A 14,487-nucleotide genomic window follows, 5' to 3' on the forward strand; every position below is an offset into this window, starting at 1 on the left:
ACCTACACCAGCGAGGCCAATGCCGAGCGGTCGAACGCCTTGACCTCCTCAAGCTGACCGGCGCGCACCTTGTTGAGCCACTGCGGATCGGCCAGAAGCGCACGACCGACGGCCACCAGATCAAACTCCCCGCGCTCCAGACGGCGCAGCAGTTCATCAATCCCCTGCGGATTGGCCTGCGCCCCGCCGAAGAAGTTGATGAAGTCTTCGGCCAGACCGACGCTGCCCACCGTGATCACCGGGGCCCCGGTCAGCTTCTTGACCCAGCCGGCGAAGTTGAGGTCCGAACCTTCGAATTCCGGCTCCCAGAAGCGGCGTTGCGAGGCGTGGATGATATCCACACCGGCATCGAGCAGCGGTCGCACCCACGCTTCCAGCTCCTGCGGCGTGTGGGTAACCTTGGCATCATAGACCCCGCCCTTGAACTGCGAAATGCGGATGATCAGCGGGTAGTCGGCCCCGACCTCGGCGCGAACGGCCTTGATGATTTCGGCGGCAAATCTGGTGCGCGCGCCGATCGTATCGCCGCCCCACTGATCGCCGCGTTTATTGGTGCGGTCCCAGAAAAATTCGTCGATCAGATAGCCATGCGCCCCGTGCAGTTCCACCGCATCGAAGCCCAGCTTTTTGGCATCACCCGCGGCGCGCGCAAAGGCGGCGATGGTGTCGGCCACATCGGCGTCACTCATCGGTTCCCACTTTTGCGAGCCGTCGAGCGCAATACCCGACGGGCTCTGCTTCGGCTGAGGATCATAGTCCGTCCCGCGCGACGCCGCCGCGCCCGTGTGCCAGATTTGCGGTGCGATCAGCCCGCCCTTGGCGTGGACCGCTTCGACCACCTTGCCCCAGGCCGGAAGGGCGTCACCGAAGAAGTTGGGGATACCGGCCTCGTTCTTGGAAGCCGGACGCTCGATCACCGTGCCCTCGGTCAGAAGCAGCCCGACCCCGCCTTCGGCGCGCCGCTGATAATAGGCGGCGACATCCGCAGTCGGGATACCGCCCGGCGAAAACTCGCGCGTCATGGGGGCCATGACCACGCGGTTTTTCAGCTTCAGCGATTTCAGTTCATAGGGCGAAAACAAGGTGTCGAGCGACATATGGGGGCTCCGCTTAAAAAGTAACCGCACCGGATATGGTTACGTCTTTAACCGGTGCAAGCGCTGACCGTCCGAAAATAAACGTTTGCACGCCGCAAAAGCTGGGTTAGCGTTACGTTAAATATGTCAATCTTGTGGCGAGGGCAGGCCATGACAGGAACCGACGCATCCGTCGCTCAGCCGGTGAGCGCTGCCGGCCAACGACTGGCGACCATCGACATACTGCGCGGTCTGATCATCGTGATCATGGTGCTCGACCATGTGCGCGACTACACCCACATCAGCGGCTTCAGGATCAATCCGCTCGATTTTCAGCAGACCCATACGGTCCTGTATCTGACGCGCTGGGTGACGCACCTGTGCGCCCCGACCTTCATCTTTCTGGCCGGCGTATCGGCTTGGCTTCAGAATGTGCGCGGCAAGAGCGGCGCGGCCCTGTCGGGCTTTCTGCTGACGCGGGGCCTGTGGCTGATCGTCCTTGAAGTCACGGTGGTCGGCTTCGGCTGGTCCTTCGCCCTGCCCATCCCGCTGTTTCTGGCCATATTGTGGGCGATCGGCTGGTCGATGATCGCACTTTCGGCGCTGGTCTGGCTGCCGCGTCGCGCCGTGCTGGCCATCGGGATAGCGATTATCACGCTGCACAATCTGCTCGGCGGCATCAATGCCGATCAGTTGGGTCCGTTCAGCGGGCTGTGGCATTTCCTGTTTCAGGTCAACATCTTCAAATTCGCCGGTTTCGACATCCTGCTGTTCTATCCGGTGCTGCCGTGGGTCGGCGTCATTGCCTTCGGCTATGGCATGGGGGAGGTCTTTCTTAAGCCCGACCGCAATCGCATTCTGACCCTGTGCGGACTTGGGCTGTGCATTGGCTTTGTCCTGCTGCGGCTCAGTAATGTCTATGGCGACCCGCGCCCATGGGCCGTGCAGACTTTGCCCGCGCACACCCTGATGGACTTTTTCAATGTGGCGAAATACCCGCCATCCCTGCTCTACACAGCCGCGACTCTGGGGATCGTCTTCCTGCTGACGCCGGGGCTGGATCGCCTGCCCGCAAGCGTCGCGTCGGTCCTGCGCACCTTTGGCTCGGTGCCTATGATGGCGTATCTGGGCCACCTCTACATCATGCACCTTGTGTCTATGGCCGCTCACCTGATCGCGGGTCAAAGCCTAGCGACGCAGTTCAACCCGCTGGCCATCGCCTTTTTCAACCCGGCCGCCGCCCCCGATGACAGCTTTCTGCCCCTGTGGGTGACCTATCTATGCTGGATGATCACACTGTGCCTGCTCTACCCGCTGTGCCGCTACTGGTCGGCGCTGAAACAGCGTCGCAAGGACTGGTGGCTGTCCTACCTCTGAGCTGCGGCGGACATGGTATCTATTCCGGCCACAGCCGTGAGGTATGCAAGACGCGCCAGATGGTGAGGCTGTGACCTTCCACGCTGTAGATCAGCAGATAAGGCAGGCCGTTCAGCACCCATTCGCGTGTCTTCGGAGCACGCCCCGGTCTGCCGCTGTCCGGAAAATCCGCCAGATGTTCCGCCGCCGCCTCTATGGCCTCATCGACCCTCGCGGCCGCCGTTACATTGTCATCGGCAATAAACTGAAACGTTTGGATACGGTCATCGAGGGCCGATGCCGACCACTGAATGATCATTGGCCCTTCGCATCGCGGCCCGCCAGAACCTGGGCCTTGATATCCGCCATGCGGGCGTGGGCGTCCGCATGGGAAACAGGCGGCCGGGGGTCGTGCATGGCTTCGCGGACCTTGTCGCGAAGCCAGACGTCATAGCTTTGCGGATCGACGGTCAGCCCGGCGGGTAAGGCCCCCTCATTGGCAATGCGCGTCAACAGAATACGCACGGCGTCAGAAACCGTCAGCCCCATCTGGCTGAGCACAGCCCCGGCCCGTTCCTTGATCGCGCCGTCAATGCGCGCCTGCACCACTTCACTTGCCGCCATTGCACACCTGCCTCTCAAAGGCAGTGTACTTCACTTGAACGACAAACGCCAGCCATCAGGAACGTGAGGCCAGATCACCCCACAACGCCCTGGCCATCCCCATAAACCGCTCCGCCATCGGGCCATCGCGCAGCGGCGTGGCGCGGTCGGCCGCCTGACGTAAGGCCGGATCGAGCGGCACTTCGCCCAGAAACGGCCGGTCCAGCGCCTGCGCCATCTTTTGCGCGCCGCCGCGGCCGAAAATCTCGATCGGCGTACCGTCGGCGCCGACGAAATAGGCCATGTTCTCGATGATGCCCAGCACCGGTATCTGCGTCTTGTCGAACAGGGTCACGGCCCGGCGCGCGTCGATCAGCGCCATGTCCTGCGGCGTCGAGACCACCACCGCCCCGTCGATCAGAGTCTTTTGCGTCAGGGTCAGTTGCACATCGCCCGTCCCCGGCGGTAGATCGACGATCAGCACGTCGAGCGGGGTTTCTGCCGTGCCCCATTGCGTCTGGGTCAGCAACTGCGTCAGAGCCTGTGACGCCATCGGCCCGCGCCAGATCATCGCCTGATCGGCATCGACCAGAAAGCCGACCGAATTGACCTTCAGGCCAAAGGCGACCGGCGGGAGCATCTTCTTGTCAGCGCTGAACGACGGCGGGGTATTGAGCCCCAGCATGACCGGACCCGACGGTCCGTAGATATCGGCATCCAGCCAGCCGACATTCAGCCCCAGCGCCTTCAGCCCCAGCGCCAGATTGAGCGAGACGGTGGACTTGCCCACCCCGCCCTTGCCGGAACCGACCACAACAACGTACCTGACATGATCCGGACGGGCCGTGGCGACCGGGGCCTTCGGCTTGCCCTGATCGGCGGCCTGCGGCGACAGTTTGGCCTGCGGACCGGGACGCGGCGTGTGCGGTTCGGCCACTTCGGCGGTCAGAACGACCTGTGCCTTTTCGATGCCGGGCAGGGCCGCCAGCACGGCTTCAGCGGCCTCGCGCACCGGTGCATAGCGTTCGACCTGCGCCGCCGGCACCTCCAGCATGAAGCCCGCGCGCGTGCCCGATACGGTCAGGCCGCGCACCAGCCCGGCCGTGGCCAGCCCCTGCCCGGTCACCGGGTCGATGACCGTATTGAGCGCGTCGAGTACCTGCTGTTTGTCGAGATCGGGCATATTTGTCTTTCCGCTGGGTCTTCAGGGCCGTATAGGCGGAAATAGGAACGACACAACCCCTTTTGCAGACCCTGCCGATGCCAGACCCTCACATTCTGTTGCTGGGTGGCCCGACCGCTTCGGGCAAGACGGCGCGCGCGCTGGATTGGGCGGCAAAGACCGGCGGGGTGATCCTCAATGCCGATTCGATGCAACTCTATGCCGATGTGCCGTTACTGACGGCGCGCCCGGATGCGGCGGAGAACGCACAGGCACGGCACGAACTGTACGGCTTTCTGCCCCCGGATCAGCAGTGGTCCACCGGTGACTGGCTGCGCGCCGCCCTGCCCTTTATTGCCGCCGCACAGACAGGCGAAACGCCCCTGTGCATTGTCGGCGGCACCGGGCTCTATTTTCTCACTCTGGTGCGCGGACTGGCCGAAATCCCTGAGATAGAGCCTGAGGTGCGTGAGCGTGCCCGCGCCGCCTACGACACGCAGGGCGAGGCCTTTGTGCGCGACACGCTGCGCCAGCTCGACCCGGTGACGGAGGCGCGGCTGGCCTCGCATGATCGCCAGCGCCTGTGCCGCGCGCTGGAAGTGGTATGGCAGACGGGACGCGCCTTGAGCGACTGGCAGACCGATACCCACCCCATCCTGCCGCCGGGCAGCTATCGCTTCGACATCCTCAAACCCGACCGCGACGGGCTCTATGCCCGCTGCGACCAGCGCTTCGACCAGATGATCGAACACGGCGCACTGGACGAGGTGCGCGCCCTGATGGACGCGGGCCTGCACGCCGACTGGCCCATTCTGCGCGTGCTGGGCCTGCCGGAGCTGTGGGCGCATCTGAAGGGCGAAATGACGCTCGATGAGGCCCACACTCTGGCCAAACAGAAGACCCGCAACTACGCCAAGCGCCAGACGACCTTTTTCGGCAATCAGTTCGCTTGAACGCGCCTGTGTTGACAGGCGTCTAGATCATGATGATTTCTGGTAGAACCATAATGATCCAGCTTTTGTTTAGTCCCTCGCCGGGTGCGGGCTTCGCCACCTTGGCCGCCGCCTCAATGGCGGCTTGAGCGGGATGATTCCATCAGAAATCATTCCGCTCAAGAGACGATTACTGGATTGCATCGCTGCATTTTATCATATAATTAAAAAACCTCATTTGCCTATTGTCTGACTAAAAGGCAGGGTTTAATCAGGCTGTTACGGCATCCGGCGTGAACCGGCGCCAAATGACTATGGGAAACGCAAAACAGCTCCTTGATGGGAAAGGCCTGACGCCATGACTCTCCGCAATTCGTCTGCGCTCGCAGCGCTTGTTCTGACGCTGATGGGCGTCAATGCCGCTCAGGCCGCTACCGCCACCAGCGAAACCTTCGGCAAGCTGGCCGACGGCAGCGAGGTCAAGGCGGTGGTACTGAAAAACGCCAAGGGCGTTTCGGCCAAGGTCATCACCTATGGCGCGACCCTGCAATCGCTGTGGGCCCCGGATCGCAATGGCAAGGCCGCCGAAATCACCATCGGCTATGACGACCTGAAGGGCTATGTCGAAACCCCGCAGTATCTGGGGGTGACCGTCGGCCGCTACGCCAACCGCATCGCCAAGGGCAAGTTCACGCTGGATGGCAAGACCTATACGCTGGCCACCAACAATAATGGCAACCACCTGCACGGCGGCCTGAAAGGCTTTGACAAGGTCAACTGGACCCTGGCTTCGGTCAAGAGCGGCGGCAAGACGGGAGAGGCTTCGGCCACCTTCACCTACACCTCGCCGGACGGCGAAGAGGGCTATCCCGGCACCATGAAGATCGAGGTGACCTATAGCCTCAATGAAAACAACGATCTGACCATCCGCTACAAGGCGACGACGGACAAGCCGACCATCGTCAACCTGACCAACCATGCCCTGTTCAATCTGGCGGGTGTGGGTTCGGGCCGCTCGGCGCTCGAAGCCTCGCTGCAACTGGAATCAGACGGTTATCTGCCCACCAATGAAACCGCCATTCCCTACGGCAATATCGCCCCGGTCAAGGGCACGCCGTTCGATTTCACCAAGCCGGCGGTGATCAATGAGCGCGTGCGCGATGCGCGCGATCCGCAAATCCTGATCGGCCTTGGCATCGACCACAACTACGTCCTGCGCGGTGGCGTGACCAAGACTCCGAAACAGGCCGTCACGCTAATCGACGCCAAGTCGGGACGCGGCCTGAAGATCCTGACCACCGAGCCGGGCATTCAGATGTACACCGGCAACTTCCTCGACGGGAAGGTTCCGGGCCGCAACGGTCAGGTCACCCGCATGGGCGACGCCGTCGCCTTCGAAGCCCAGCACTTCCCCGACAGCCCCAACCAGCCGCAGTTCCCGACCACCCGTCTGAACCCCGGCGAAACCTACACCCAGACGACGGTTCACCACCTCTTCGTCGCCAAGTAATCCAAGAAGTAAAGAATCCCCACACCGATGTCCGACCGCAACCTCTCCCGTTCCAAGACCAAGCTCCGTTCGCGCGCCTGGTTCGACAATCCTGAAAACGCCGACATGACGGCGCTCTACCTTGAGCGTTACATGAATTTCGGCCTGTCGCTGGAGGAGTTGCAGTCGGACAAGCCGATCATCGGCATCGCCCAGACCGGTTCTGACCTCAGCCCGTGCAACCGCCACCACCTTGAGCTGGCCAAGCGCATCCGCGAAGGCATCATCGAAGCGGGCGGTATTCCGCTGGAATTCCCGGTCCACCCGATTCAGGAAACGGGCAAGCGTCCGACGGCGGGCCTTGACCGCAACCTCGCCTATATCGGCCTCGTCGAAGTCATCTATGGCTATCCGCTGGACGGCGTCGTGCTGACCATCGGCTGTGACAAGACGACCCCGGCCTGCCTGATGGCCGCCGCTACCGTCAACATCCCGGCCATCGCCCTGTCGGTGGGCCCCATGCTCAACGGCTGGTACAAGGGTGAGCGCACGGGTTCGGGCACCATCGTGTGGAAGGCCCGCGAACTGCTGGCCGCGGGTGAGATCGACTATCAGGGCTTCATCAAGCTGGTGGCCTCTTCGGCGCCTTCGACCGGTTACTGCAACACCATGGGCACGGCAACGACCATGAACAGCCTGGCCGAAGCGCTCGGGATGCAGCTCCCCTACTCGGCCGCCATCCCGGCCCCGCACCGCGACCGTCAGGAATGCGCCTACCGCACAGGCAAGCGCATCGTCGATATGGTCCACGAAGACCTTAAGCCGTCAGACATCCTCACCAAAGAAGCCTTCATCAACGCCATCCGCGTCAATTCTGCCATTGGCGGCTCGACCAATGCCCCGATCCACCTCAACGCGCTGGCCCGCCATATCGGCGTGGACCTGAAGATCGAGGAATGGCAGCAGTACGGCGAAGAGGTGCCGCTGCTGGTCAATCTGATGCCAGCCGGTGAATATCTGGGCGAAGACTACCACCACGCCGGTGGCGTCCCCGCCGTGGTGGGTCAGCTCATCAAACACGGCCTGATCCATGAAAATGCCATCACCGCCAACGGCAAGACCATCGGCGAAAACTGCCGCGATGCGGTCATCGAAGACGAACGTGTCATCCGCCCGTTCGAGCAGCCGCTGAAACTGGCCGCCGGGTTCCGTGTCCTGTCGGGCAATCTGTTCGATTCGGCGGTGATGAAGGTCTCGGTCATCAGCCCGGAATTCCGCGAGCGCTACCTGTCTGATCCGGCCTCGCCCAATGCCTTTACCGGTCGCGCCATCGTCTTCGACGGCCCCGAAGACTACCACCACCGCATCGACGACGAATCCCTGAACATCGATGAGCACTGCATCCTGTTCATGCGCGGTGCCGGCCCCATCGGCTATCCGGGTGCCGCCGAAGTCGTCAATATGCGCGCCCCCAACTACCTGCTGAAGCGCGGTGTCACCTCGCTGGCCTGTATCGGCGATGGCCGCCAATCGGGCACGTCGGGCTCGCCTTCGATCCTCAACGCTTCGCCCGAAGCGGCGGCGGGCGGCAACCTTGCCATTCTGCAAACCGGCGATCAGGTGCGCGTTGATCTCAATGACAACACGGTCAATGTCCTGATCTCCGACGCCGAAATCGCCGATCGCCGCGCCGCGCTTGAGGCCGCCGGTGGCTTCCAGTACCCGGCGCACCAGACGCCGTGGCAGGAAATGCAGCGGGGCGTCGTCGGTCAGATGGGGTCGGGCATGGTGCTCGAAAACGCCGTCAAGTATCAGCGCATCGCTCAGGTCGGTGCGGGTGTGCCGCGCGACAACCACTGATCTCTTTTGTTAAAGCGTCTATTCAGCCGCCGGGGGTCAGCCTCCGGCGGTTTTTTGTTACCGCCAGATCAGGGTTAATACTTTTTGTGCTGCGATAAGTGTTCGACGGAATTTGATGCAAGGCGGACATCGTTTCTATGCAATATATTACCGCGACATAAACTAAATAGCCCAATTTATAACCAAAATCAGCACAGTAAACACGATCTTTACACTTAAGCACCTATAGGTGTCGTAATCGCGTTATCTGTTGCGGGTGGTTACCTATGTCGATTCGTTTGCGTCTGATGGCCCTGATTGCCGCCTTCGGCGTCATGGCCTTGCTGATTACCGGCCTCGCCCTGATGTCTCTGGACCGCTACAAGACCATGATGACAGAATACGGGACCGCCTACGAACACGCTTACGACATTGAACGTATCAACCGCATGGTCAGCACCGTCGTGATGGAGTCGCGTGGCATCTACCTGTCCATGGACAAGGCCGAGGCGTCGGCATTTGCGGGCAACCTTACCCGCAATCTCGATGAACTGGAGCAGGCGCTGAACGATTGGCGATTATCGAAAGACGCCGAAGAGCGCGCAGATTACAGACAGATCGAAGCCGCCGCGCGTGAGCTTATCGCCACCCGTCGGACCGTAATCAAACTGGCGAACGAAGGCGACATCACCAAAGCAACAGCCGTCGGGACAGGCGACCGTGAAAACCGCATCGCTCTTCAGCAGAGGCTCGACACGCTCGTGGTTGAAGCCCGCAAGGATCTGGCGCAGACCCAGGCCGAAGCCGCCGCTTTTTCGCAACAGCGTGGGCAAACCTTTCTGATCATGGCGCTGGTCTCCATCGCCGCTATACTCGGTCTGTCGGCCTGGGCGATCCTGCACTTCATCACCCGCCCGCTGCGTCATGTGGCGGGAACCATCATCAGCCTGTCAGAAGGGCATCTCGACACGCCCGTCCCCGAAGCCGAGGGCAAGGATGAGGTGGACGCCCTGTGGCGCGCCATTGGCCGACTCAAGGCCCACGCTATCGAAGCGGAGAAAATCGTCGCTGCTCAACGCGAAGCCGAACGTCTGCAAGCGCTCGAAGCCCGTCAGCTCATACTGGACTGACCCGATTTGCGGTAAATGGTCGAACGGTGGATACCCAGTGCCCGCGCCGCCGCGCTGACATTACCGCCATGCGCTTCAAGCGCGCGCCGGATGGCCGCCGTCTCCACATCATCCAGCCGTCCCTCGGTAAGGTTCGTCACTGCCGGAGCCGTGCCATCCTCTTCGCAGCGCGCGTGATAGAGCCGCCCTTCGTGGTCGCGCAGACGCAGCGCACCGGGCCGCAAGCCCCCGGCATCGAACAGGTCGTCAAAGCGCAGGCTGTCGAGATCGTCCCAGTTGCGCCCGGTCAGCGACAGGCCGCGACGGTTAGCGGCGACCACCACCCCGTCACGGAAGACCAGAATACCTTCGCGTGCCGCGCCCAGCAGGCTGGAATCGCTATGGAAACGCAGGGTCTGGCACGACTCGAAGCCTTCGCGAAACAGGCGGTGTTCGATCTGTTCGACCGCCAGCCGCATCAGGCCCAGCATGTGCCCACCCTGCATATGGGCCGGGGTCGAGAGGTCAAGCACCCCCAGCACCGCCCCGCGCGGGTCAATGATCGGCGTCGCGGCGCAGCTTAACACGCGGTGCGCCTGAAAATAGTGCTCGGCACCGTTGACGGCTACCGGGCGACGCTCGGCAATCGCCGTGCCGATGGCATTGGTGCCGGTGCCGTCCTCGCTCCACAAAACACCGGGGCGCAACGCCACCTCCGCCGCCTTGCCCGCAAAGCCCGGATCACCCACGGCATCTAGGATTTCGCCGCGCGCATTGGTCAGGATGACGATGCCCGAAAGTTCACGCGCCTCGGCGTGCAGGGCGTCCAGTTCCGGACGTGAAATGCGGCGCAGCGCCTCGTGCTTTTCGTGCAGCAGGCGCACATCGCTGGTCGAGGGGGCTTCGGTGCGCGGATCGGCAGCCGCATTCAGCCCCATATCGGCGCAGCGTATCCACGACCGCAGTATGGCGTGCCCCACCTGATCGACGGGCAGGCTGTGCTTTTCGAAGAAGGCCTTACGCGCCGCCTCGACGCGGGCCGGATCGCTGGTCATGGTTTCCTGCCGCATTATCGTTTGTTGTCGGCATTATGCGCCCGCTTTCGACGTCTGTCATCTGTCGCAAAATGCGACATATTCGACACCTGTGACGCAGCCTGCGACAGCGGGGATTGGCGGGGTTTCACAATGCACGTGATGCTGCGGCGCATCATGTGGGTCCGTGCTTGCGACAGGCCATCGCAGGGGCGCAGGCTGGGTGTCTCAGGGGTAACACCAGATAAGGACAACTCGCATGACCAAGGGACAACTCGCATGACCAAGCATGAACGCGATCTCACCGCCGCCACACCGTTCAAAACCCGCTACGGCAACTTTATCGGCGGTGACTGGGTCGAACCGGTCAATGGCCGCTACATGGACAATATCTCGCCGGTGAACGGGCAGAAGCTGTGCGAAGTGCCGCGCTCCGACGCGCAGGACATCGAGCGCGCGCTGGATGCCGCCCACAAGGTCAAATCGGCCTGGGGGCGCACCTCGGTGACCGAGCGCGCCAACATCCTTCTGAAGATCGCCGACCGCCTCGAAGCCAATCTCAGCCTCGTCGCCGAGGCCGAAACCTGGGACAATGGCAAGCCGCTGCGCGAAACCACCGCCGCCGACATTCCGCTGGCCATCGACCACTTCCGCTATTTCGCCGGCTGCATCCGCGCGCAGGAAGGTTCCATCGGTGAACTGGACCACGACACGGTCGCCTATCACTTCCATGAGCCGCTGGGCGTCGTCGGTCAGATCATTCCGTGGAACTTCCCCATCCTGATGGCGGCGTGGAAGCTGGCCCCCGCTCTGGCCGCCGGTAACTGCGTGGTGCTGAAGCCCGCCGAACAGACCCCGGCCTCGATCCTAGTCGTCGCCGAACTGATCGCCGACCTGCTGCCGCCGGGCGTTCTCAACATCGTCAACGGCACCGGCATCGAGGCGGGCGCGCCGCTGGCCAAGAGCCCGCGCATTGCCAAGATCGCCTTCACCGGCTCGACCGGCGTAGGCAAGGAGATCATGCGCTCCGCCGCCGACAACCTGACCAACATCACGCTGGAGCTGGGTGGCAAGTCACCCAACGTCTTCTTCGCCGATGTGATGGACGAAGACGACGCCTTCCTCGACAAGGCGCTGGAAGGCTTCGCCTTCTTCGCCCTCAATCAGGGCGAGGTCTGCACCTGTCCGTCGCGGGCTCTGGTCCACGAGTCGATCTATGACAAGTTTATGGCAAAGGCCATCAAGCGCGTCGAAGCCATCACCCAGGGCGACCCGCTGAACATGGGCACGATGATCGGCGCTCAGGCCTCTCTGGAGCAGTATGAGAAGATCCAGAAATATCTCGATATCGGCAAGGCAGAAGGCGCCAAGGTGCTGACCGGCGGCGAAGCCAACCACCTGTCCGGCGACCTGAAGGACGGCTTCTATATCAAGCCGACCATCTTCGAAGGCCACAACAAGATGCGCGTCTTCCAGGAGGAAATCTTCGGCCCCGTCGTTTCGGTTACCACCTTCAAGACGGTGGAAGAGGCCATCGAGATCGCCAATGACACCATCTATGGTCTGGGTGCCGGTGTGTGGAGCCGCGATATGAATACCGCCTATCGCGCCGGGCGCGGCATCGAAGCGGGCCGCGTATGGACCAACTGCTACCACGCCTACCCGGCCCATGCGGCCTTCGGTGGCTATAAGCAGTCGGGCATCGGGCGCGAAACGCACAAGATGATGCTCGACCACTATCAGCAGACGAAGAACATCCTCGTCTCCTATCAGCCGGCCAAGCTCGGCTTCTTCTGATCGGAAATGCAAAAGCGCGGCGGCTGTGAAAGTTGCCGCGCTGTTTTTACGCGCGCCCATCCGTCGCATGGCGGCACGGCCCCCTGCGGCGCATCATGTCTCTCATACCAGCGGTCGAAGATGCTGACCGCATCCGACCGTTGAAAACTCGAGATTTTCTCATTTGTATCAGTGACATGAGAAATTCTCGAAAGGCATACCAAGAGTCATTTTCAATGACCCTTGGTATCACCCCCATCCGCAGGAGAAACGCAGCATGGCCAGAACCATGAAGGCGGCCGTTGTCCGCCAGTTCGGCAAACCCCTCACCATCGACGAAGTGCCGGTGCCGGAACCCGGCGAAGGCCTGATTCAGGTGGCCATTCAGGCGTCGGGCGTCTGTCACACCGACCTGCACGCCGCCGAAGGCGACTGGCCGGTGAAGCCCAATCCGCCCTTCATCCCCGGCCACGAAGGCGTCGGTTACGTTTCGGCGGTGGGTAAGGGCGTCAAGCACGTCAAGGAAGGCGACCGCGTCGGCGTGCCGTGGCTCTATACGGCCTGCGGCCATTGCCGTCACTGTCTGGGCGGGTGGGAAACCCTGTGCGAATCCCAGCTCAACACCGGCTATTCGGTCAATGGCGGCTTTGCCGAATATGTGGTGGCGGATCCCAACTTCGTCGGTCACCTGCCCAAAAACATCAGCTTTACCGAAATCGCACCGGTCCTGTGCGCCGGCGTGACCGTCTATAAGGGGCTGAAGGTCACGGACACCAAGCCCGGCGACTGGGTGGTTATTTCCGGCGTCGGCGGTCTGGGCCACATGGCCGTGCAGTACGCCAAGGCCATGGGGCTGAACGTCGCCGCCGTCGATATTGATGACGCCAAGCTCGACCTCGCCCGCCGTCTGGGCGCGACCGTGACGGTCAATGCCAAAACGGAAGCCGATCCCGCGGCCTATATCAAAAAGGCTACCGGTGGCGGGGCGCAGGGTGTGCTCGTCACCGCGGTTTCGACCACCGCCTTCAAACAGGCGCTCGGCATGGTGTCGCGCGGCGGTACGGTGTCTCTGAATGGTCTGCCGCCGGGAGAATTCCCGCTCGACATCTTCGGTATGGTGCTCAATGGCGTGACTGTGCGCGGCTCCATCGTCGGCACGCGCCTCGACCTTCAGGAATCGCTTGATTTCGCCAGCGACGGCAAGGTCAAGGCGACCATCGCCACCGAAAAACTGGAAAACATCAACGACATCTTTGCGCGTATGCACAAGGGGCAGATCGAAGGCCGCATCGTGCTCGACATGACCGCCTGACCGCCTGACGTCTGAGCGCTTGTGACGCGCAAGCCGACGCCCTGCCCCCTCCCCGGCAGGGCGTTTTTTATGCTTACGCAACCCTCCCTTGCCTTGAGGCTGGTTTCAGAGAATAGTGTTACGCGCGCTTAGAAAATTCGTCGACTCAGTTGAGCCGACGCATGATATAAATTTTTGTTTTTTCTCGATATTTTTCCGAAAACCACCCACACTTTTCGACATATCGCTCTAAATGGAGGGGACATGCCATTCTATTCCGGGACAAAACCGGCCGCCGAGATGGGGCTGAAATACGCTCCGACCATGCCGTCTGCGCTTCTGGTGGCCATACTGGATGGCGACATCGAGCGCGAAGGCCGCACCACCGCCGTCCTTTACGAAAGCTTTGTCTATGAGGACGAAATCGAGGGCCTGAGGTTTCGCGTACCGCAAAGCTACATTACTGACTTCGCATCCATTCCCTGGCTGGTGCGCGGCCTGATCCCTGCCTTTGGTCGTCATGCCAAGGCGGCGGTCGTGCACGACTGGCTCTACGCCGTGGGCGAACCCGACATGCGGGCGCGCGCCGATCGTGTCTTTCTCCATGCCTTGCGTGAACTGAAGGTGGCGTGGTTCAAACGCCTTATCCTGTACACGGCGGTGCGACTGGGCGGTGGCAGCGGTTACAACAAGGAACGCCGCATCTGGAACCGGACCTTTGCGGACTGGCGCGATGGCAAGCGTCTTGAGATTGCCCCGTTCGAACGCCACACGGCCTTCAGCGGTGAAACCAACGGCCCGCAACCTCTTTGAGCCTGAT

The 14,487-nt window shown here is 62.0% G+C and carries 13 protein-coding genes; 8 read left to right on the forward strand and 5 right to left on the reverse strand.

Annotated elements, in window-relative coordinates; all coding sequences use genetic code 11:
• Positions 1 to 2: 2 nt before the first annotated feature.
• A complete protein-coding gene (locus tag ACK8OE_RS02435) occupies positions 3 to 1,097 on the reverse strand; it encodes an NADH:flavin oxidoreductase (RefSeq protein WP_410271229.1) in 1,095 nt (364 codons plus the stop codon).
• A gap of 150 nt (positions 1,098 to 1,247) precedes the next feature.
• Here ACK8OE_RS02435 and ACK8OE_RS02440 point away from each other — a divergent pair, with 150 nt between their 5' ends.
• Complete coding sequence (locus ACK8OE_RS02440; RefSeq protein WP_410271230.1) at positions 1,248 to 2,453, forward strand: DUF1624 domain-containing protein; 1,206 nt, start codon at positions 1,248 to 1,250, stop codon at positions 2,451 to 2,453.
• Positions 2,454 to 2,472: 19 nt separating this feature from the next.
• Here the strand turns inward: ACK8OE_RS02440 and ACK8OE_RS02445 are convergent, their stop codons facing one another.
• Genes ACK8OE_RS02445 through ACK8OE_RS02455 form a run of 3 tightly spaced genes read right to left on the reverse strand, consistent with a single transcriptional unit; the run spans position 2,473 to position 4,218 of the window.
• On the reverse strand, positions 2,473 to 2,751 hold the full coding sequence (locus tag ACK8OE_RS02445) for a type II toxin-antitoxin system RelE/ParE family toxin (protein WP_290794609.1): 279 nt from the start codon (positions 2,749 to 2,751) through the stop codon (positions 2,473 to 2,475).
• Complete coding sequence (locus ACK8OE_RS02450) at positions 2,748 to 3,056, reverse strand: type II toxin-antitoxin system RelB/DinJ family antitoxin (RefSeq protein WP_290794612.1); 309 nt, start codon at positions 3,054 to 3,056, stop codon at positions 2,748 to 2,750. The genes ACK8OE_RS02445 and ACK8OE_RS02450 overlap by 4 nt, the downstream gene beginning before the upstream one ends.
• Before the next feature lie 55 nt (positions 3,057 to 3,111).
• Positions 3,112 to 4,218: an Mrp/NBP35 family ATP-binding protein gene (locus ACK8OE_RS02455; protein ID WP_410271231.1), complete on the reverse strand. Its 1,107-nt coding sequence runs from the start codon at positions 4,216 to 4,218 to the stop codon at positions 3,112 to 3,114.
• Between the two features lie 77 nt (positions 4,219 to 4,295).
• On the opposite strand from ACK8OE_RS02455, the gene miaA reads away from it, so the two are divergent.
• The 4 genes from miaA to ACK8OE_RS02475 all read left to right on the forward strand — a co-directional run bounded on the left by miaA (position 4,296) and on the right by ACK8OE_RS02475 (position 9,587).
• A complete protein-coding gene (gene miaA / locus ACK8OE_RS02460; RefSeq protein ID WP_410271232.1) occupies positions 4,296 to 5,150 on the forward strand; it encodes a tRNA (adenosine(37)-N6)-dimethylallyltransferase MiaA in 855 nt (284 codons plus the stop codon).
• A gap of 337 nt (positions 5,151 to 5,487) precedes the next feature.
• Positions 5,488 to 6,639 carry an aldose epimerase family protein gene (locus ACK8OE_RS02465; protein ID WP_290794621.1) on the forward strand — a complete coding sequence of 384 codons (1,152 nt, stop codon included), beginning with the start codon at positions 5,488 to 5,490 and terminating at the stop codon, positions 6,637 to 6,639.
• A 27-nt stretch (positions 6,640 to 6,666) separates the two neighbouring features.
• A complete protein-coding gene (locus tag ACK8OE_RS02470; protein ID WP_290794624.1) occupies positions 6,667 to 8,478 on the forward strand; it encodes an IlvD/Edd family dehydratase in 1,812 nt (603 codons plus the stop codon).
• Between the two features lie 266 nt (positions 8,479 to 8,744).
• Entirely contained in the window at positions 8,745 to 9,587 is an 843-nt protein-coding gene (locus ACK8OE_RS02475; protein WP_410271233.1) for an MCP four helix bundle domain-containing protein, read from the forward strand.
• On the opposite strand, the gene ACK8OE_RS02480 is transcribed toward ACK8OE_RS02475, so the two are convergent.
• Positions 9,569 to 10,621: a helix-turn-helix domain-containing protein gene (locus ACK8OE_RS02480; RefSeq protein ID WP_410271234.1), complete on the reverse strand. Its 1,053-nt coding sequence runs from the start codon at positions 10,619 to 10,621 to the stop codon at positions 9,569 to 9,571. The two genes, ACK8OE_RS02475 and ACK8OE_RS02480, sit on opposite strands and share 19 nt — an antisense overlap.
• Positions 10,622 to 10,879: 258 nt before the next feature.
• On the opposite strand from ACK8OE_RS02480, the gene adh reads away from it, so the two are divergent.
• From adh to ACK8OE_RS02495, 3 genes are all read left to right on the forward strand, one after another.
• Positions 10,880 to 12,397 carry an aldehyde dehydrogenase gene (adh, locus tag ACK8OE_RS02485; RefSeq protein WP_410271235.1) on the forward strand — a complete coding sequence of 506 codons (1,518 nt, stop codon included), beginning with the start codon at positions 10,880 to 10,882 and terminating at the stop codon, positions 12,395 to 12,397.
• A 256-nt stretch (positions 12,398 to 12,653) separates the two neighbouring features.
• The gene (gene adhP, locus ACK8OE_RS02490; RefSeq protein ID WP_410271236.1) at positions 12,654 to 13,688 is read left to right on the forward strand and encodes an alcohol dehydrogenase AdhP; all 1,035 of its coding nucleotides are present in this window, start codon (positions 12,654 to 12,656) and stop codon (positions 13,686 to 13,688) included.
• Between the two features lie 243 nt (positions 13,689 to 13,931).
• A complete protein-coding gene (locus ACK8OE_RS02495; protein ID WP_410271237.1) occupies positions 13,932 to 14,480 on the forward strand; it encodes a DUF1353 domain-containing protein in 549 nt (182 codons plus the stop codon).
• Positions 14,481 to 14,487: the final 7 nt, after the last annotated feature.

The organism is Asticcacaulis sp. W401b (assembly GCF_046503825.1).
In the GTDB taxonomy this organism is placed as follows: domain Bacteria; phylum Pseudomonadota; class Alphaproteobacteria; order Caulobacterales; family Caulobacteraceae; genus Asticcacaulis.